The sequence below is a fragment of the Nostoc sp. LEGE 06077 genome, assembly GCF_015207705.1.
In the GTDB taxonomy this organism is placed as follows: domain Bacteria; phylum Cyanobacteriota; class Cyanobacteriia; order Cyanobacteriales; family Nostocaceae; genus Nostoc_B.
In genome coordinates, this window is sequence record NZ_JADEWI010000007.1 from 1 (window position 1) to 19,491 (window position 19,491).

The window sequence follows — 19,491 nt, forward strand, 5'->3', positions numbered from 1 at the left end:
GGTTAATAGAACTCCTCAAAGACTCAGAATCTGATGTGCGTTCTAGTGCCGCAGTTGCGTTAGGTAATATAGGTACAGAAGCAGCAATTTCTGGGTTAATAGAACTCCTCAAAGACTCAGAATCTGATGTGCGTTCTAGAGCCGCAGAAGCGTTAGGTAATATAGGTACAGAAGCAGCAATTTCTGGGTTAATAGAACTCCTCAAAGACTCAGAATCTGATGTGCGTTCTAGAGCCGCAGAAGCGTTAGGTAATATAGGTACAGAAGCAGCAATTTCTGGGTTAATAGAACTCCTCAAAGACTCAGAATCTGATGTGCGTTCTAGTGCCGCAGTTGCGTTAGGTAATATAGGTACAGAAGCAGCAATTTCTGGGTTAATAGAACTCCTCAAAGACTCAGAATCTGATGTGCGTTCTAGAGCCGCAGAAGCGTTAGGTAATATAGGTACAGAAGCAGCAATTTCTGGGTTAATAGAACTCCTCAAAGACTCAGAATCTGATGTGCGTTCTAGAGCCGCAGTTGCGTTAGGTAATATAGGTACAGAAGCAGCAATTTCTGGGTTAATAGAACTCCTCAAAGACTCAGAATATATTGTGCGTTCTAGAGCCGCAGTTGCGCTGAATAAAATCGACAAAAAAACTCATAGTGTAGTCATTACTCTTTCTCAATGGATTAACGAACATCAAGATTCCGAATATATTGGATATGCAATCAATTTGCTATGGGAGTTGGTATGTGGCTAGACAAGCTGAAATTACCATCTAACAAATCAGTGCTGGCGAGATAGACACAACAATGCTGTAGACAATGCCCAAAAAAATAATTCTGGATGTAATATAATAATCGCATCCAGAATTAATCTCATCTACTCTACAAATATTATTTAAAGAAAACCAGAATTAATTTACTCAACCGTTACCGATTTTGCCAAATTCCGGGGCTGATCGACATCTAAACCACGACGGGCGGCGATGTGATACGCCAGTAGTTGCAAAGGTACAACTGTGAGGATAGGCGATAGTAATTCATCGACTGATGAAACGGGGAGTAAATCATTAAAGATTTCTGCTGCTTCGCCGTCTTTAACGGGAGTTACACCAATTAAGCGAGAATCTCTGGCTTTGGCTTCTTGGGAATTGGAAATTACTTTTTCATACACACTACCAGGAACTGCGATCGCCACAACTGGAACTTTCGCATCTAATAGCGCAATGGGGCCATGTTTCATTTCTCCAGCCGGATAACCCTCGGCGTGAATATAGCTGATTTCTTTTAATTTCAAAGCCCCTTCTAAAGCAATGGGGAAGTTAATCCCTCTACCTAAAAAAATGAAATCTTGAGTATCAGCAAATTCGTGGGCTAGGTGTTCAGTTAAACGTTCTTGGCTGGCTAAAGTTTCTTCAATTTCTTGAGGAATTCGCCGCAATCCCGCAATAATTTTCTCTATAGTTACTTGAGAAACTGTTTGACGACGAGCAGCTAAATCCAATGCCAAAGCATAAAACGCCATTAATTGCGCGATAAAAGTTTTGGTGGCTGCAACACCAATTTCAATTCCGGCTAAGGTACTGATGATATGCGGTACCATGTGACCGAGGCTGCTTTCTGGGCGATTAGTAATACCTAAAAGTCGTGCTTGATATTTTGCGTCTTTCCCTTGGCGGCGTTCTTTTTCCATTGCTAAAGCTGCCAAAGTATCAGCAGTTTCCCCAGACTGGGTAACACCAATAATTAATGTATTTGGTGTTAATGGTGATGGTGCATAGCGATATTCAGAAGCATAGTGTACCTGAGTGGGAATTTCTGCCAATTGTTCTAATAAGTGTTTGCCCACTAAAGCCGCGTGCCAGCTTGTACCACAGGCGACGATATGAATTTGTTCTAAATCTGCGTACAGTGACTCAGATAAGCCAAGATTAATAGGGGAATGAGATGTATCGCCCGAATTATGAAAGTAAGCTTCTAAATTAGCTCTGACTACTCCTGGTTGCTCATAAATTTCTTTGAGCATGAAGTGTTTGAATCCCTGTTTTTCTACCATTGTGGGACTCAAGTTAAGCATTCGGGGTTGCTTTTTCAACCTGTCGCCAGCAAAGTTATAGATTTCCACGCCTAAAGGTGTAAGGCGGGCAATTTCCCCATTATCTAAGGGTAATACTGCGCGGGTGTAAGCAACGATCGCTGGTGTATCCGAAGCACAGAAAAATTCCCCTTGACCAAATCCAATCACTAAAGGTGCTTGTTGGCGCACAGCAATTAATTCGTCGGGATAGTCAGCCGAAATAATTGCCAGCGCAAATGCCCCATTTAGGTGGTTTACCGCTTGGCGTACCGCTTCTAGAAAAGGCGAAGGGGAGGAGGCGAGAGGGAGAGATGGGGGATTCTTTAAATATTCGGCTATTAAATGGGGAATTACTTCAGTATCAGTTTCCGAACGAAACTCATATCCTTTTTGCTTTAATTCTTCTCTTAATTCGCGGTAATTTTCAACAATACCATTTTGAATAACTGCTATTCGCCCCACCATGTCTAGATGAGGATGGGCGTTATGTTCTTCTGGTTTACCATGAGTTGCCCAACGAGTGTGACCAATGCCAATGGATGATGGGTTGTCTACCTGTTCGAGTTTAGAACGCAGGTTATGTAGTTTACCTTTTGCCTTGATGCAATTAACTTCACCTTCCCAAATTGTGGCTATTCCCGCAGAATCGTAGCCTCTGTACTCTAGTTTTTCCAGACCAGACAGTAAAATTTCTGTTGCTGCTTGAGTGCCTATATACCCAACGATTCCACACATTGCTCACACCATTTTGGTTTTAGGATTATTAGATCCAGTATAGTGTTTAGCACAAAGGTGAAGTTTTGTCACAAGTTTTTATAGCTGTAGCCAAGGTAGTTAAGACATCGGTAAGCGATAAAACTTAGACAATAAAGACTTTTAACTCTCTCACCTGTCACCTATCACCCAATACGGTTCAGAGAAGAAAACTAAATCACAACACAACCAACAAATATAGCAATTCCCAAGCACATGAAATATACTCCACCCGCGCTTTCGCGCACCCTCCCCTTGCCAATGGGAGGGTTGGGGAGGGGTAATTTTGTACCATACCAGAATTGGAAACGCTATAGTTACTCAACAAAAAACGAAAGAATTATTTTGCAGGGGGTTTGGGGGACGCAACCGTCCCCCGATTGGGGGTTTGGGGGATTCTCCCCCAAATCTTGCTCATTGTCTGATAAGTAAGCAGAAATTGAGAAATCAACTCTCATCACCTTAACTGAACCGTATTTACCTATTACCTGTTACCTGCTATGGCTTGGAAAATAAAGAACTTTTACTGCTGGTTTCCTCAAAAAAAAAGGAGCAAGATGCTCCTTGTGCCACTAAGGTATTTTTATGGTTTTTGAAGTTGTACGCTTAAAAGTCACCTAGTAAGGTGGGCAGTACCCACCCTACGATGCTAAAAAAGCTTGCTATGGAAACGGTTAATTGTGAGTCTGATGAGAAATTTGGGGCAAATTCCTCAATATGCTAGACCCATACTACGAGTTGTTTCAGCGCCCAGGTAAACCCGGATGCTCAAAAAGTCGGTGGGACAGGCAGTTTCACAACGCTTGCAGCCTACACAGTCTTCTGTGCGGGGTGAGGAGGCGATTTGAGCAGCTTTACAGCCGTCCCAGGGTACCATCTCCAGCACATCAGTGGGGCAGGCGCGAACGCATTGAGTGCAGCCAATACAGGTATCGTAGATTTTTACGGTATGAGACATTGAAAAAAGGCTCCTTTCGAGTTCTCTTCTCTGCGAAAGAATTCATAATCAAGGCATAGTTTACCGCAGTGGCTCATCCACAGTAAGTAAAAGGCTACATAACTTCAAACAATGTAATAGGCACTTTTTAAAGTTAAAATTTGCGAAATTTCTCTGTTTCCTTATAAATCAGCTACAAGACGGCAGCGTGTTTACCTCATTTGGGCGCTATGCTCCATTTTTGGTGTAAAGATATATGAAGGCAAAGTGGCAATAAAACAAAGTAATTTGAGTTATCGATGGTATTGATTGGTTAATTACTATGAATTGTCAAACAACTCAAAATTTGTAACGAAATTTTAAATATTGAGTTAAATTTCCAAATTCATGTTCGCAATTAAAAATTATCAGCAATCTGCACCAGCTGCTTAATTGCTATTAATTGCCGATGGACAATGCAATCTGGTTAAAACTTAATTTGTTGGTTGTTGACATCGCCCACCCTACAATTTTTCCGGTGAACCCGTTACCTAGGAAAAATGACAAATGACAAAAGACTTATGCCATTTGAAAATTAGTGGCTTCTTCTACCAGTTCATAACCGGATGCTAATTTGTCAGTGGCGCGGTCAATTAAATCTAAACCTTGCTGGACTGTTTCAATTAAACTTAACTGTCCGCGTAATTCAGCTGCACCGACGAATCCTTTAGCATACCAAGTCATATGTTTACGGGCTTGACGGACACCGCGATCGCCTTTATATTCCCATAAAGCTTGTAAATGATCTCTGGCGCATTCTAAACGCTGAATTGGGGTTGGCGGCGGTAATATTTCCCCAGTCTTCAAGAAGTGGTCAACTTCGCCTACTAAAAAGGGATAACCCAAAGTTCCGCGCGAACACATCACACCATCAGCGCCAGTTTCCTCTAAGCATCTCACGGCTGCTTCCACGGAAAATATATCACCGTTACCAATTACTGGGATAGAAAGCACTTCTTTCACACGCGCTATCCATTCCCAACGGGCGTTACCATTGTAACCTTGAGCGCGGGTGCGGCCATGTACAGTAATCATTTTTGCCCCAGCATCTTCCATCCGCTTGGCAAAGTCGAGAATGGTAATTTCTTGGTCATTCCAGCCAATACGGGTTTTGACTGTGACTGGTACATTAACAGCTTTGACAACTTCGCGCACAATTGCTTCGGCGACTTCCGGTTGACGTAACAGAGAAGAACCGCCACCATTTTTCGTAATTTTATTGACTGGACATCCCATATTAATATCAACAGTATCAGCCCCTTCAGCAACAGCTTTGATGGCTGCTTCAGCTAAAAAATCAGGGCGACAGTCAAATAACTGAATACTAATAGGGCGTTCGTTGGGGTCTACTTCCATGATTTTGGGTAACTGCTTCACATAGTGCAGTCCCGTGGCGTTGACCATTTCGGTATACATCATCGAATCTGGTGCATAGCGACGTACCAAACGACGAAACACCAAATCTGTCACCCCAGATAAAGGCGATTGCAGAACCCGGCTTTTAACTTCAAAAGAGCCGATTTTTAAAGGTTGGGAGAGTCTAGCTTGTAAGCTGGGAGACAGAGTAAGCATATCAACAATTCACAATGCACACTTAATCATATCTTTTTATCCCAAGCGCTTAGGATTTCCTTCTAATCTGCATAGGACTTACGCACGAGTTACGGAATAACGTAGACGCGATAGCGGCTTGCCGCAGGCTACCACTCCAGACGCAGAGGATACAGAGGAATGAGAGTTTGAGAGGTTTTTTGCGTAAGTCCTACTGCAATTAACAGTGCTTCTACCTCTGCTTTGAAGAATTGCCAATACTTCAAAGTAATATTCCACACTAAAACTATCAAAATGTCTTGTTATGCCACTCAATGGAGTTGCGACAGGGTTTGATAGTCTGTGTAACCATCTTCATTACCACCATAGAACCCCCTGACATCACCAATAGTCAGAGGGGCATTAAGCCGTAGCCGCTCCACTAAGTCAGGGTTAGAGATGAATGAGCGCCCAAAAACTATGGCATCAGCCCGTCCGCTTGTAATTGCTTCATCACCATGTTGTCGATCAAACCCACCAACAGCCAGCAGTGTTCCTTTGTAAACGCTACGTATGAGATCAATCGGGTTGAAATCCGGTGCAGTTCCTCTGCCATAGCCTCGGTCATAGCCAACGTGTAAGTATGCCAAACCCAGTGAACTGAGTGTTTTTGCGACATAAGTGTAAGTTTCGGCAGGATGCTCATCAAATGTGTCGTTGACTGTGAAGCCTGGGGCAATTTTGACACCAATCTGTTCGGCTCCCCGAACGCTACACAGAGCATTGACTACTTCGAGTGTGAAGCGAGTTCGATTCTCCAGTGTGCCACCATAGGCATCGGTGCGTTGGTTGGAACCACTGACTTGAAACTGGTTTGGGAGATATCCAGTTGCAGCATGAAGTTCCACACCATCAAAACCTGCTTTGATAGAGAGTTCTGCTGCTGTGCGGTACTCTTCTATTATTTTGGGTATTTCGGACAACTCTAAAGCATGGGGTGTCTCGAAAGGGACTTTGCCATCCCAAGTGTGAATTTCTTCAGACACCACTGGGATAGCCGAAGGTGCAATGGGTAGGGCATTGTTTGGTAATAGGGAGGAGTGTGATACCCGTCCTGCGTGCATCAGTTGCACAAATATCCGACCGCCAGCCGCATGAACTGCATCTGTTACTTTTCGCCAGCCTTCAACCTGCTCTTCGTTGTGCAGCCCAGGACAAGTTGTGTAGCCCCGCCCCATTGGACTTGGATGCGTGCCTTCCGTAATAATGAGTCCGGCTGAAGCTCTCTGGGTGTAGTATTCGACCATTAAGGGGGTAGGTACACATTCAGCTGTAGCCCGGAGTCGGGTCATGGGAGACATGATGATACGGTTGGTCAACTCAAGCGAACCTAGTCTCACGGGCGTAAACAGTCCTGATGTTTCTGGCATTGGCTTTGTCCTCTTCTAGAACCAGAACGCTCTCTTACGGCATGTCATCACCTGCTTCGCCATTGAAAGTGTCATTGCTCCTGATTTTATCAGGGTTAGAGGAAAACTTCGCATCCTAAACATTATTTAACCCCAAAGGAACTTTAATGTTATTTCTTAACGGGTGACAAAGCAGGTGAAGATGAGACGTAGCAAGAATTTGAGAACATAAGGTGGTAAACAATAGGGGGAAGTGAACCCCCAGAAAAAATAAAATTCCACCAAAATCCAATACCTTCGTCAATTTACGAGAAATATTATTCTGTCGTAGCAATAATTGATTCTGACTTCTAAATTATTCTGCAATTCCGAGATTCTGTACCCCCAGAAGGATGCCAAACCCATCACCGACTACACAAGCTAGAATTAGAAACTAACTTTAGTAATGGAAAATGCCCCATATTCTACTCGTAGATGATGAAGCAGCCCTGTGTGACAGTCTCAGCTACACACTACAAAAAGAAGGCTACACTGTGACGACAGCTATCGATGGGCATAGTGCGATCAAACAATTCCATAAACAAGTACCTGATGTCATTTTGCTCGATATCATGCTGCCAGAAGTTAGCGGGATGGAAGTTTGCTGGCGAATTCGGGCATTTTCTGATGTGCCTATTGTTATGCTGACGGCTAAGGATCAAGATATAGATAAAATTTGGGGTTTAGAAGCAGGCGCGGATGATTATGTCACTAAGCCATTTAACACCCGCGAACTCGTAGCCAGGATAAAAGCTGTGTTGCGTCGTCGTTCTGGGGAATAGCCTTTATGAAAGGCTGGAGGCCACAGATTAAATTAAATACAATTCATGCCAAGTTGTTAGCTACCTATTTGATGCTGACAGCTTTTGGTACATCACTAATGGCTGGTTATATCCTTTGGTCGTTTCATGTGTACTTCATGCGGACACGACAAATGGATTTAGAAAACTGGACAAGTGCGTTGAGTGAGAGTGTTGCTGATGCGTTGGAAGAACATGATGTTCCAAAAGTAAATTTACTAGTAGAACGTTATGGCGCACCACAGACAGTAACACTGCGTGTTTTTAATGATAAAGGCATTCTCATCGCTACATCTGACCCCAAATTAGATCGACAGGTAGCAGACTGGTACCAAGTTCCAGGAATGCAGCAAGCTTTCCAAAATTTTGCCGCGAAAGGCATTGCTAAAGGAGTATTAACTAACGAAGATCGTCTTTATATTGCCAGACCAATTAAGCGTCATGGTCAATTTTTAGGTGTATTGCGAATGTCCATTACACTCCAACAGTTTCAGCGTCAGTTTTTAACTGTAATTTGGAGTGTGTTAGGAACTTTAGCAGTGACAATTTTGTTGTGTGCATTAATTAGCAGCCGCTTTGCACGCAGTCTGTCAAAGCCAATTGAGATTATGCGTAACTTTGCGATTCGCTTGGGTAGTGGGCATTTTGGTGACAAACTGATTATCCACCAAAATAATGAGTTAGATCAGTTAGCCGCAGAACTCAATCGGATGAGTGAAAGATTAGCATCCTTAGACCAAGAACGCCGAGTGTTTTTAGCTAATGTGTCCCATGAATTACGCACACCTATCAGTAATGTACAGGTGACAGTTGATGCACTGAAGAATGGTGCTTACGAAGAACCGCAATTACGCGATCGCTTTTTTCAAACTATCGAGAACGAAACCAAACGTTTATCACGCTTAATTCATGACTTGCTCGATTTAGGACGCTTGGAAGCAGGAGTCACTGCATTAGAAAAGCAATCTATTTCTTTGCAGGGGTTGATTAATCGGACTGTGAATGCAGTAGAACCGCGAATGCAAGCTGCGGGTGTGACTGTACGCATAAATGTCGTTGAACTACAACTACAGGGTGATCCAGAGAGGTTGTTACAGGCAATTCTCAATTTATTAGATAATGCAATTAAACACTCACAGCCCAATTCTCAAGTATCTATATTTGGTTATAGCGAAGAAAAAAAAGCAATTATTCAAATTCAAGATCAGGGTAGGGGTATTAGCAACAGTGACTTACCCCGGATTTTTGAGCAATTTTATACCACAGATCCTTCGCGCAAAGGTAACGGTAATGGATTGGGATTGGCGATCGCTAAACGGATTATCGAAGCTCATCAAGGCAGTATTACTGCCAACAGCATCCCTAATCAAGGAGCAACTTTTACAATTAGCTTACCTCTGCAAGGATGAAATCATTTCAATTTAAAAAACTAAACAGCGAAATAAAATATCTTTTTATTGATTATTTTGACAATCGCTGTTACAAAATATGAAAATAATCAGTGGTACGGTTATTGCGATCGCGCATTGTTATAAAACCGAACCACCTGCTGTTTAATCTTGCTCTAATGTGTAATTAAGAAGCTGGAAATTGAGCTTTACTCTATTTAAATTATCAAACTATTGTTAACCAACAAATAAGCTTTAAATTCAGCTTCATCATCCTAAATACTCTATCTTAGAGGTGACAGATATGGCACTTATTCGTTGGGAACCGTTTCGTGATATTGAACGCTTAGAACCATTCCGGGAAATTGAAACTATACAGCGACAAATGAATCGTCTGTTTGATAGATTAGCTCCTACAGACGGTGGTGAAAGAACAGCATTTAATTTCGTACCTCCTGCGGAAATAGAAGAAACAGATGATGCCATTCATCTGCGGCTAGAAGTACCTGGTCTAGAAGCAAAAGACATCAATGTAGAAGTTACACCAGAGGCAGTTTCTATTAGCGGCGAACGCAAATATGAAACTAAAACTGAAGAAAAAGGTCTAAGCCGCTCTGAATTCCGTTACGGCAGATTTCAACGGGTAATTACGTTACCTTCTTTAGTTCAAAATGACAAAGTACAAGCTGAATATAAAGATGGTATTCTCCGCTTAACTTTGCCAAAATCTGAAGCGGAAAGACAAAAAGTTGTCAAGGTTAATATCGGTTAATTACCACCAGTTACGGTAGGAATTAAGTGTAAAAATTCAAGTCTTAGGGTATAGGGTGTAAGAGAAAATCCTGATCTTATGCCCTATACCCTTTGTTTAAACAGGGAATTTTTCAGATCACAGTATCCGCTTTAATTGGGATAAATTTGGCTAAAGTCGGAATTTTATGAAATTTTCCGCCTTTAGCTGGTAGACTGCTATAGATATCGCTGTTTTATGGGTATAAATTACAATCTTACTCTAGATGCTTTATTGTCATCAAAGTTAGATGGGCATTGGGAAAACTCAGCTAAACTCTGATTTTTACGTTGAGGACATTGCCTACCCTAGAATGATGCAAGATAGAAGAAAAAATCTCAAAAATTAAATCTCAAGGTAGATAGTCAATTGAATAATTAAATACAAAAATAAAATACGTAGTTGTTGTTTTCTTGCTCATTCAAGGCAGATGCAAGATGTTATTCAAGTAGTTAGATCTAGAAAAAACGCATTACTGAGGTTAACAAAAGCAAGTCAACTAATTAGTCAATTTCGACAGTTGATAGATGAGGGGTTAACTGTGTTGATAATTGCACCTTTGAGCAGTAATTGGCGCAATTATCAGCATAAACATTCAGATTCATTGGCGATCGCATCTACCAAACCAGTATGCAAAAATCTGGACACACTCAAACTCATCCCCAAAAAACACTGCCAAACCCTCTACCAGCAAGATTTTGTAATAGTGGAGCCAAAACCGTGACTCATCCAATGAAGACAAATATTTCTGAGGATGTCTTTGCCGGTGGTGGAGAAATGGGTTCCCTGATGCGATCGCTTGATTGGTCGCAAACCCTCTTAGGTTCAGCATCAACATGGGCGCAAAGTTTAAAAACAGCGATTAGTATTATTTTGAATTCTCGTTACCCCATGTTTATTTGGTGGGGTAAAGAATACGCCAATCTCTACAATGATGCTTACCGTCCAATTCTGGGTGCTAGTAAACATCCGCAATTTTTAGGACAGTCGGCTAAAGATTGTTGGATAGAAATCTGGGATATTGTCGGGCCGTTAGCTGAGAGCGTCTTGACTACAGGTCAATCTACCTGGTCAGATAATCTGCAACTAATGATAGATCGCTACGGCTACCTGGAAGAAACTTACTTTACTTTTTCCTATAGCCCCATTCGCGATGAAACAGGGGGTGTAGGTGGAGTTTTTTGTGCAGTCATTGAAACTACCGAACGGGTAATTAATGAGCGTCGTCTCCGTACACTCAGAGAACTGGCCTCTAACACCGCCGCCACAAAAACAGTCACCGCAGCTTATCGGATTGTGGCAGAAACTCTAGCTCAAAATACCGCTGACATTCCCTTTGCTTTACTGTATCGAGTCGAAGCCGCTGGCACACAAGCACGCTTAGTCGGGACATCAGGCATAGCATCTGGCACTTTTGCCACTCCTGAACAAATTGACTTCACCGCAGAAAATGATCCTTGGCATTTGACAGAAGTTAAGCAGACAAAACAAGCCAAGTTAATTCAAAATTTACCTGAAGGAATAGGCCTCAATTCCACATCATCGGCATTAGTTATGCCCATCGCCCAATCAGGCAAACCCGAATTAGCCACAATAATTGTCCTGGGTATTAGTCGGCAACGGGCATTTGATGATGAATACAAGGGATTTTTTGATTTAGTAGTGAATAATATTGCCACAGCGATCGCTAATGCTGATGCTTACGAAGCCGAACGTCAACGCGCCGAAGCATTAGCAGAATTAGACAGGGCGAAAACAATATTTTTTAGTAATATTACCCATGAATTTCGCACCCCTTTATCTTTGATGTTGGGGCCATTAGAAGAAACTTTAGCCAACCCTAGGGGGCCTTTGCCGAGCGATCGCCAAAAACTGGAAATTGCCCATCGAAACTCCCTGCGTTTACTCAAGCTAGTCAATACCCTACTAGACTTTTCCCGCATTGAAGCTGGACGGATGCAAGCAGAGTACCAGCCAACGGACTTAGCCATCTTAACCGCAGATTTGGCTGCTGTATTTCGGTCAGCAATTGAACAAGCCGGAATCAGCTACTTAGTCAACTGTCCCCCCTTACCCGAAGCAATCTATGTTGACCACCAAATGTGGGAAAAAATAGTACTTAATTTACTTTCCAATGCCTTTAAATTTACCTTTACCGGGGAAATTTCTGTGGACTTGCGCTATTGCCAAGATCATATCGAACTGGAAGTGCGAGACACAGGTATAGGTATCCCCGCCGAGGAATTACCGCGCATATTTGAGCGTTTTCATCGCGTACCATCTGCTAAAGGACGCACCTATGAAGGTACAGGGATTGGTCTGTCATTAATTCAAGAACTAGTTAAACTGCATCAAGGCACTGTCACAGTTACTAGTATGATTGAGCGCGGCACCAGCTTCATGATCTCCATCCCCACAGGATGCGCTCACTTACCAAGCGATCGCATATCTGACGTTGCCACCACCTCCCCACTCCGGCCAATCATTCAGGCCAGCACTACCTATATTACGGAAGCCCTACAGTGCCTACCTCAAGAAGGGAACGAAGCCGAAGAATTATATCTATCACCTATCCCCTCTCACCTGTCACCTTCCTCTGCCCGCATTCTGTTAGTTGACGATAATGCAGATATGCGCGACTATGTGCAGCGTTTATTAAGTCTGCGGTATGAAGTTGAGGCAGTTGGAGATGGAGTTGCAGCTTTAGCAGCTATTCGCCAAAAACAGCCGGATATTGTTCTCACGGACATTATGATGCCGAGACTAGACGGTTTTGGCTTGTTACAAAAGTTGCGGGCTGATCCTCAAACAAAAGCTTTACCGATTATTCTGCTTTCTGCTCGTGCGGAAGAAGAATCTTGTGTTAACGGATTAGCTACTGGAGCAGACGATTATCTCATTAAACCCTTCTCTGCCCGTGAACTATTAGCTCGTATTGACGCTAACCTGAAAATGGCACAAATACGTCAAGAAGTTGCCCATTATGAGCAGAGATTACGTCTAGAAGCGGAGACAGCCCGGAATCAAATTGCTACCATTCTGGAAAGTATCACCGATGCGTTTGTTGCTTTTGACCGTCAGTGGCGTTACACCTATGTGAATGAGCAAGCTACAAAGCTGTTGCAAAAAACCCGCGAACAAATGCTCGGTAAGCACGTTTGGGAGGAAGTATTTCCTGAATTAGTCGGAATGCTGAGTTATCAAGAACTTCACCGGGCCATTAATGAACAAGTTACTGTGGTTTTAGAAGAATTTCTTAAGCCTTTAGATAAGTGGCTAGAAGTTCATGCTTATCCTTCACCTGATGGACTAGCTGTTTATTTCCGAGATATCACACAACGTAAACGCTCGGAGTTAGCACTACGCGAAAGTGAAGGAAAATTCCGTAATATCATCCAAACAGCCAATGAAGGAGTTTGGTTAATTGATAACAATGCTCAGACACTCTATGTTAATGACCAAATGGCAACCATGCTCGGCTATGCTGCCACAGAAATCATTAACATTCCCGTGATAGAGTTTTGTTTCCCAGAAGATATTCCATCTGTACAGCAACATATTCAGAGAAATTTGAATGGGAATGTTGACCAATTTGATTTTCGATTCCGCCACCAGAATGGCCAAGAATTATTCGTTTTAGCTTGTACCAGTCCAATTCGGGATGGACAAGGAAATATTATCGGCGCATTAGGAATGTTTACAAATGTTACAGACCGCAAGCAGGCAGAGTCAGCATTGTACCAAAGTGAGGAACGTTATCGTTCACTGATAGCTGCTACATCAGCAGTAGTTTGGATTACCAATCCTTTTGGTGAATTTGTTGATGTACAGCCCTCTTGGGAAGAATACACAGGGCAAAGTTGGAATGAGTATGCTGGTTTGGGTTGGTTGCAAATGATTCACCCAGATGATCAAGCAAGAGTAGAAAGAGAATGGCAACAAGCACTAGACCATAAAAGACTCTACGAAATAGAAGCAAGATTGTGGCATCATCCAAGTAATCAATATCGTTATATTATTACTCGTGGTGTTCCCGTTCTCAATGCCAATGGTTCAGTTAGGGAATGGATTGGTACAGAAACAGATATTCACGATCGCAAACAAATTGAACAAGAACGCAATAATTTACTCAGTCTAGAGCAAGCTGCACGCGCCCAAGCAGAGGAAGCAAATCGCGTCAAGGATGAATTTTTAGCCATTCTCTCTCACGAACTCCGTTCCCCACTTAACCCCATTTTAGGTTGGTCAAGATTACTGCAAACGCAAAAATTAAATGCAGCCAAAACGGCGGAAGCTTTAGCAACTATCGAGCGCAATGCCAAATTACAAACTCAACTAATAGATGATTTGTTAGATGTGTCACGGATACTGCGTGGTAAACTCAACCTGAATGTCGCACCAGTCAATTTATTATTCATTATTGAGTCGGCGATGGAAACAATGCAAACTGCTGTTGTTGCCAAATCCATTGTCATACAAACTCAATTAGAGAAAGTAGGACAAGTTGCTGGTGACTCGGCGCGGTTACAGCAGATTATTTGGAATTTACTCTCGAATGCGATTAAGTTCACCCCTGATAATGGACAGGTATCAATTCAGTTAAACCGAGTGGGCAAATACGCGCAAATTACGGTGAGTGATACGGGTAAAGGTATTGAACCAGAGTTTTTACCATTCATTTTTGACTATTTTCGCCAAGCTGATGCTTCCATCACCCGGAGATTCGGTGGTTTGGGATTAGGATTGGCGATCGTGCGACATTTAGTAGAATTGCATGGTGGTACAGTTAATGCTACTAGTCCAGGTGAGGGTTTGGGGGCAACTTTCACAGTGATGCTGCCATTATTGTCTGCCAAGTCACAAAAGCCGCAGGAGAGTAAATCTATTCATCCAGTGATAGATTTGACTAGTGTGCGCGTTTTAGTTGTGGAGGATGATCCTGACTCCCGCGACTTTTTGATTTTTGCACTAGAAGAATATGGTGCCACAGTTATAGCCGCCGCAAATGCAGCCACAGGCGGGGAAATGTTGTCACAATTTCAACCAGATATCTTGATTAGCGATATTGGGATGCCTGGTGAAGATGGCTACAGTTTAATTCGCCGCATTAGAAAACTAGCAGCAGACCAGGGAGGAAAAATTCCGGCGATCGCTCTCACTGCCTATGCTAAAAATGAAGATAGTCAGCAAGCATTGGCCGCAGGCTTTCAAAAGCATCTTGCTAAACCTATTGAACCATCACAGTTAGCCATTACTATCGCCAGCCTGCTGAGATAGAGTGATGAGAAAATAAAAAAGTTGTATGTTTTTCTCGTTTTATGACAACAGTAGACCTGTTTTCAACTCTCAGAAATTTACCTCGCCCAGAAAAATTGAAAGTTATGCAATTTTTAATTGCAGAGTTAGCTAAAGAAGAAGAGCCAACCTTACAAGCTGGAGCAACATACTCACTTTGGTCTCTCCTCAATTCACATGAAGCGGCTCATAAACTTAGCCAACTTTTAGAATCGGATTGAATCCCGCGTATGTAAAAAAGTAAAAACTTACCCCCTACATACGCGTGAAACGAATAAATTACACTGCCATCATTTCCGGTTCTGTCCTTGTTGCAGATAAATTACCAAAAAAGTCGTAGTGATCTAAAGCTTCTAAAATACCCCAAGCATAGCGCCCTTGAGCAAAGTAAATCTGGGGATAACCGCGTAACTTGTGGATTTCTTTGCTGTAATTTCCAACAACAACGGCTAAGGTATTACCCGCCAGCATAGATTCATCATTACCGGATGCACCTGCTACTAAGAACTGTTTTACAGGTAATCCCCATTTTAAAGCTACATAGCGCAATGCATCGCCCTTAGAAGCCCTAAATGGCAATAAGTCAAGATACATATTATGGCTAAAGATGCCTTTGACGGGGAGTTGTTGCTGGCGCAGGTGGCGGATGATTTCGCGGAAATTTGGGGCTTGATCAGCATCAACAAAGTAGCTAATTTTAAACTTGCCTTGGGTGTCTGGTGGTTGTAATTCCAGTCCAGGAATAGCTTTCATCGCTTCTCGAATTGCCGCAGGTTGCCAATTATAGCTGATGTGTTTTTGCCAACTTGTATCTGTAACGATTTTTGGGCCGTAGTAGATTTCGCTTCCGGCTGAGGTGATGAGTAAATCAGGCATGGGAAATTCCCATTCTTCTAACATACTTAAAGTAGTTTCCAGGTTGCGGCCTGTAGCAATACCAACACCTGTTGTATGTCCTTCAGTATGAATACGCTGGATTAATTTGTGCAAAGCTTCCTGATCACCTAATAAGGTGTTATCAATTTCGGAAACTAGGAAGCGATCGGCGGTTGGTAGATGGTTGGTTTCTGGGATTTTCCAGTCTGGGCGATCGCGTGTAGGAAATTCTCGCACCGGACTGAGTAAAGATTGAATTTTCTGTTGGGGAAATAAACGCACTTTCGCTAAATATTGCTCTACATGACTCTCCCAAGAGAAATGTTGGCAAACATTAACTAAGCCATTACTAGACCAACGCTCCCATGTTTCGCTATCGGTTAACGCATTACGCAAGGCATTTTGGATGTCTTCAATATTCAGCGGATCAATCAACACACCATTTTCACAAGCGCCAATAATATCCCGTGGGCCACCATCAGATGTCGCAATAATCGGCACACCACAAGCAGAGGCTTCAATCAAAGTTAACCCAAATGGTTCTGTAAGTGCAGGATTAATAAACACTCCACGAGTTTTCGCTGTCAAGCGATATAAATCAGGCACATCATCAGAATTATGGTGTTTGGGATAGGCTATGTGACCATAAAGGTCATAGCGATCGATTAACTGAAATATTTCTGCAAACACCTGACGCGGCCCAGATTCCATCGTCGAGATGTCGTCTCGTTGTCCTAGCACGACTACAAGATTAGCTAGTTGACGCAGTTCGCGATCTTCCCCAAAGGCCTTGATCAAACGATTGACGTTTTTCCGCATCGCTGGCCGGGAAATTGCCATAATCATTGGCTTTTCTGGATCTTTGAGAAATCGCTGCAACTGCTTGTAAATTGGGGGATTTGGCCAATTTTCTGGCGCAGGATAAAACTTTTCTAATGTCACCCCTGGTGGAATGACTACCATCCTTTCTGGTTGATATTGGTCATAAACACTGTACTGTTCATCAATTTCTTGATGAGTGCTGGCGATGACTAAGGCTGCGCCGCCCAGGGTAATTTCTTCGGCTTCAATGCGGGTACTAATATGAAAGTGATCTTCTATTGTTTCGAGTTTGGTTCCTTGTTCTAATAATTTTTGCTGTTTAACTCGGCCCAGAGAATGACCTGTATGCACAAGCGGTGTTCCCAGCCAGCCAGCAACTCGACAACCAACATATCCAGCATCAGCGTAGTGCGTATGAATGACATTGGGAATTCTGCCAATTTTGCGAATATGTCTGAGTAATTCATCGGCAAAGGTATCTAAATGCGGCCAGAGAACTTCTTTGCGGAGATAGCGTCGTGGGCCACAAGCCAAGCGAATGATTTGGGCTTTGTCTGACAGCATTTCTACGGGTTTAGCGTAGTCTGAACTGACTTTTGGGTCATCTACTAAACGCGTCACTAAGTCTACTCTTTCAACTTGGGGATTTTTGGCTAATGTACAGGCAAGTTCAACTACATATTTTGTTTGTCCACCGGTGTCAGCATCTCTGCCTAATTCCAGGTTTTTACCTCTAATCAAGCCGTGAACACTGACTAGTAGAATATACAACCCTGAACTATGTGATATCATGTCTTCCTCTGTGGTTGATTGTAGATAGGTAATGCTATAGTTCGCCTGATGAATATTAAATTTGTAGGGAGAGTTAAAGACAAAACATCTATCATTAGCATTAGGTAGCCTTGATCAAAGATGTTACACTTATTTTCCCTGAATGTGGACTGATCATTAAAAAATTAACTACCAAAAGAAAGGGATTTTGTTACTTTGCCAAAATTGTAGCCAAATGACTTGCCAAACATGACAACTAATGAGCAATTTTATAGATAATTTAGTATGAATGATTACAAAATTAGGCAGTGAGATATGCTGTGTCATGGTTAAATTAACAAATGAGATTTTGTCTCAGAAAATAATTAACTTCCTGAACGAGCGCTAAAAATTTACGGTGCAGAAACAATATGATACTTTGTATTTTTCTCAACAGAATTATACGATGATTTTTTTTCATCGTCTTCTCCTTTATGGACGATTTAGTTAAGAAAAAAGATAATCATTTTTGATAAAAATCATCCCAAAATATTTATGTCTTGGTCTTCTAGCCTATCCCAACTGCTGCAAGTTATCTCGGCACAATCTAGCAACTTATCGGCAACTGCTTTAACTCAAATTAGTAGTGGTATCCAAACAGATACGCGAATTATTCAGCCAAGAGAGGTATTTCTGGCTTTACGTGGGGAAAATTTTGATGGACATGATTTTATTCCCACAGCGATCGCTAAAGGTGCATTAGCCGCAATTGTGGATTTTGACTACGAAAATTCCGATTTCCCAGTGTTACAGGTGAAAAACACCCTCGCAGCTTATCAACAAATTGGCAGATGGTGGCGCGATCGCTTTGATATCCCAGTGATTGGGGTAACGGGTTCTGTGGGCAAAACTACAACCAAAGAATTAATCACGGCTGTTTTATCTACCCAAGGGAGAGTTCACAAGACTTACGGGAATTTCAATAATGAAATTGGTGTACCGAAAACTCTTTTGGAATTAGATCAAGCCCATAATTCTGCTGTGATTGAAATGGCAATGCGGGGTAGAGGACAAATTGCCGAACTAACACATATTGTCCGCCCAACTATTGGCGTAATTACTAACGTGGGGACGGCGCATATTGAGTTGTTAGGTTCAGAAATAGCGATCGCTGAGGCTAAATGTGAATTATTAGCCGAAATGCCCCAAGATAATGTGGCAATTCTCAATTACGACAATCCTTTATTAATCGACACAGCGAAAAAAGTTTGGTCGGGTGAAATTTTAACCTATGGTTTATCTGGTGGTGACATCTCAGGAAATTTAATTGATAGTGAAACTATAGAAGTTGCCGGACTGAAATTACCTTTGCCTTTAGTTGGTCGCCATAATGCCACAAATTTTTTAGCCGCTTTAGCTGTGGCCAAGGTATTGGGAATTGATTGGTCTACCTTAACTAATGGTGTGACAGTGGATATGCCGACTGGGCGATCGCAACGTTATGCTTTACCCAATGATGTTGTATTCTTAGATGAAACATACAATGCTGCACCAGAAGCAATGTTAGCCGCTTTGCAATTATTAGCAGACACTCCCGGAAAGCGTAAAATTGCCGTATTGGGAGCAATGAAAGAATTAGGAGAGCGATCGCCGCAATTACACCAAAAAGTTGGCGAAACTGTGCGTAACTTGAATTTGGACGGGTTGCTAGTTTTAGTAGATGGACAAGATGCCGAAGCGATCGCCAAAAGTGCTGAAGGAATACCTTCAGAATGCTTTGTTAGTCACGGTGATTTAGTCGCGCGACTCAAAACATTTATGCAAGCAGGCGATCGCATTTTATTTAAAGCAGCGCATTCTGTAGGTTTAGATCGCGTTGTTAATCAATTGCGAGCAGAATTTATAACAAAGTGCTGAGTAATAATACTAGTTTCTAATCCCTATATAGGACTCATATTTGATATTTGAAAAAACTCAGTACAGTTTCTATTCCCTGTTCCC

12 protein-coding genes are annotated in these 19,491 nt (G+C 42.3%); 7 read left to right on the forward strand and 5 right to left on the reverse strand.

The window, feature by feature from the left end:
• Positions 1–743, forward strand: a 743-nt coding sequence (locus tag IQ244_RS06865) for a HEAT repeat domain-containing protein (protein WP_193891102.1), incomplete at its 5' end; no start/stop codon positions are given.
• A 161-nt stretch (positions 744–904) separates the two neighbouring features.
• Here IQ244_RS06865 and glmS read toward each other — a convergent pair.
• The 4 genes from glmS to IQ244_RS06885 all read right to left on the reverse strand — a co-directional run bounded on the left by glmS (position 905) and on the right by IQ244_RS06885 (position 6,751).
• A complete protein-coding gene (gene glmS / locus IQ244_RS06870; RefSeq protein ID WP_193891104.1) occupies positions 905–2,797 on the reverse strand; it encodes a glutamine--fructose-6-phosphate transaminase (isomerizing) in 1,893 nt (630 codons plus the stop codon).
• Positions 2,798–3,527: 730 nt separating this feature from the next.
• The gene (gene psaC / locus IQ244_RS06875; protein WP_012411495.1) at positions 3,528–3,773 is read right to left on the reverse strand and encodes a photosystem I iron-sulfur center protein PsaC; all 246 of its coding nucleotides are present in this window, start codon (positions 3,771–3,773) and stop codon (positions 3,528–3,530) included.
• A 537-nt stretch (positions 3,774–4,310) separates the two neighbouring features.
• The gene (gene dusB / locus IQ244_RS06880) at positions 4,311–5,363 is read right to left on the reverse strand and encodes a tRNA dihydrouridine synthase DusB (protein WP_193891107.1); all 1,053 of its coding nucleotides are present in this window, start codon (positions 5,361–5,363) and stop codon (positions 4,311–4,313) included.
• 290 nt (positions 5,364–5,653) lie between these two features.
• Positions 5,654–6,751: an alkene reductase gene (locus IQ244_RS06885; RefSeq protein ID WP_193891110.1), complete on the reverse strand. Its 1,098-nt coding sequence runs from the start codon at positions 6,749–6,751 to the stop codon at positions 5,654–5,656.
• A 431-nt stretch (positions 6,752–7,182) separates the two neighbouring features.
• On the opposite strand from IQ244_RS06885, the gene IQ244_RS06890 reads away from it, so the two are divergent.
• The 5 genes from IQ244_RS06890 (at position 7,183) to IQ244_RS06910 (ending at position 15,263) form a co-directional block, all read left to right on the forward strand.
• Positions 7,183–7,551 carry a response regulator transcription factor gene (locus IQ244_RS06890; protein ID WP_193891113.1) on the forward strand — a complete coding sequence of 123 codons (369 nt, stop codon included), beginning with the start codon at positions 7,183–7,185 and terminating at the stop codon, positions 7,549–7,551.
• A gap of 5 nt (positions 7,552–7,556) precedes the next feature.
• On the forward strand, positions 7,557–8,978 hold the full coding sequence (locus tag IQ244_RS06895; protein ID WP_193891116.1) for an ATP-binding protein: 1,422 nt from the start codon (positions 7,557–7,559) through the stop codon (positions 8,976–8,978).
• Positions 8,979–9,261: 283 nt separating this feature from the next.
• Positions 9,262–9,729 (forward strand): Hsp20/alpha crystallin family protein, encoded by a 468-nt coding sequence (locus IQ244_RS06900; RefSeq protein ID WP_193891119.1) that lies wholly within the window; start codon positions 9,262–9,264, stop codon positions 9,727–9,729.
• 648 nt (positions 9,730–10,377) lie between these two features.
• A complete protein-coding gene (locus IQ244_RS06905; RefSeq protein WP_228058784.1) occupies positions 10,378–15,024 on the forward strand; it encodes an ATP-binding protein in 4,647 nt (1,548 codons plus the stop codon).
• Between the two features lie 41 nt (positions 15,025–15,065).
• Positions 15,066–15,263, forward strand: coding sequence for a hypothetical protein (locus tag IQ244_RS06910; RefSeq protein WP_193891122.1), 198 nt, complete (start codon positions 15,066–15,068; stop codon positions 15,261–15,263).
• Positions 15,264–15,321: 58 nt separating this feature from the next.
• Here IQ244_RS06910 and IQ244_RS06915 read toward each other — a convergent pair whose 3' ends face one another.
• The gene (locus IQ244_RS06915) at positions 15,322–17,532 is read right to left on the reverse strand and encodes an HAD-IIB family hydrolase (RefSeq protein ID WP_228058785.1); all 2,211 of its coding nucleotides are present in this window, start codon (positions 17,530–17,532) and stop codon (positions 15,322–15,324) included.
• Positions 17,533–18,045: 513 nt separating this feature from the next.
• On the opposite strand from IQ244_RS06915, the gene IQ244_RS06920 reads away from it, so the two are divergent.
• Positions 18,046–19,407: a UDP-N-acetylmuramoyl-tripeptide--D-alanyl-D-alanine ligase gene (locus IQ244_RS06920; protein ID WP_193891125.1), complete on the forward strand. Its 1,362-nt coding sequence runs from the start codon at positions 18,046–18,048 to the stop codon at positions 19,405–19,407.
• Positions 19,408–19,491 lie beyond the last annotated feature (84 nt).

What these genes read in the sequence shown, in the direction of transcription:
- glmS (WP_193891104.1), bottom strand. Translation starts at nt 2,797, where the DNA reads ATGTGTGGAATCGTTGGGTATATAGGCACTCAAGCAGCAACAGAAATT.
- psaC (WP_012411495.1), bottom strand. Translation starts at nt 3,773, where the DNA reads ATGTCTCATACCGTAAAAATCTACGATACCTGTATTGGCTGCACTCAA.
- dusB (WP_193891107.1), bottom strand. Translation starts at nt 5,363, where the DNA reads ATGCTTACTCTGTCTCCCAGCTTACAAGCTAGACTCTCCCAACCTTTA.
- IQ244_RS06885 (WP_193891110.1), bottom strand. Translation starts at nt 6,751, where the DNA reads ATGCCAGAAACATCAGGACTGTTTACGCCCGTGAGACTAGGTTCGCTT.
- IQ244_RS06890 (WP_193891113.1), top strand. Translation starts at nt 7,183, where the DNA reads ATGCCCCATATTCTACTCGTAGATGATGAAGCAGCCCTGTGTGACAGT.
- IQ244_RS06895 (WP_193891116.1), top strand. Translation starts at nt 7,557, where the DNA reads ATGAAAGGCTGGAGGCCACAGATTAAATTAAATACAATTCATGCCAAG.
- IQ244_RS06900 (WP_193891119.1), top strand. Translation starts at nt 9,262, where the DNA reads ATGGCACTTATTCGTTGGGAACCGTTTCGTGATATTGAACGCTTAGAA.
- IQ244_RS06905 (WP_228058784.1), top strand. Translation starts at nt 10,378, where the DNA reads ATGCAAAAATCTGGACACACTCAAACTCATCCCCAAAAAACACTGCCA.
- IQ244_RS06910 (WP_193891122.1), top strand. Translation starts at nt 15,066, where the DNA reads ATGACAACAGTAGACCTGTTTTCAACTCTCAGAAATTTACCTCGCCCA.
- IQ244_RS06915 (WP_228058785.1), bottom strand. Translation starts at nt 17,532, where the DNA reads ATGATATCACATAGTTCAGGGTTGTATATTCTACTAGTCAGTGTTCAC.
- IQ244_RS06920 (WP_193891125.1), top strand. Translation starts at nt 18,046, where the DNA reads ATGTCTTGGTCTTCTAGCCTATCCCAACTGCTGCAAGTTATCTCGGCA.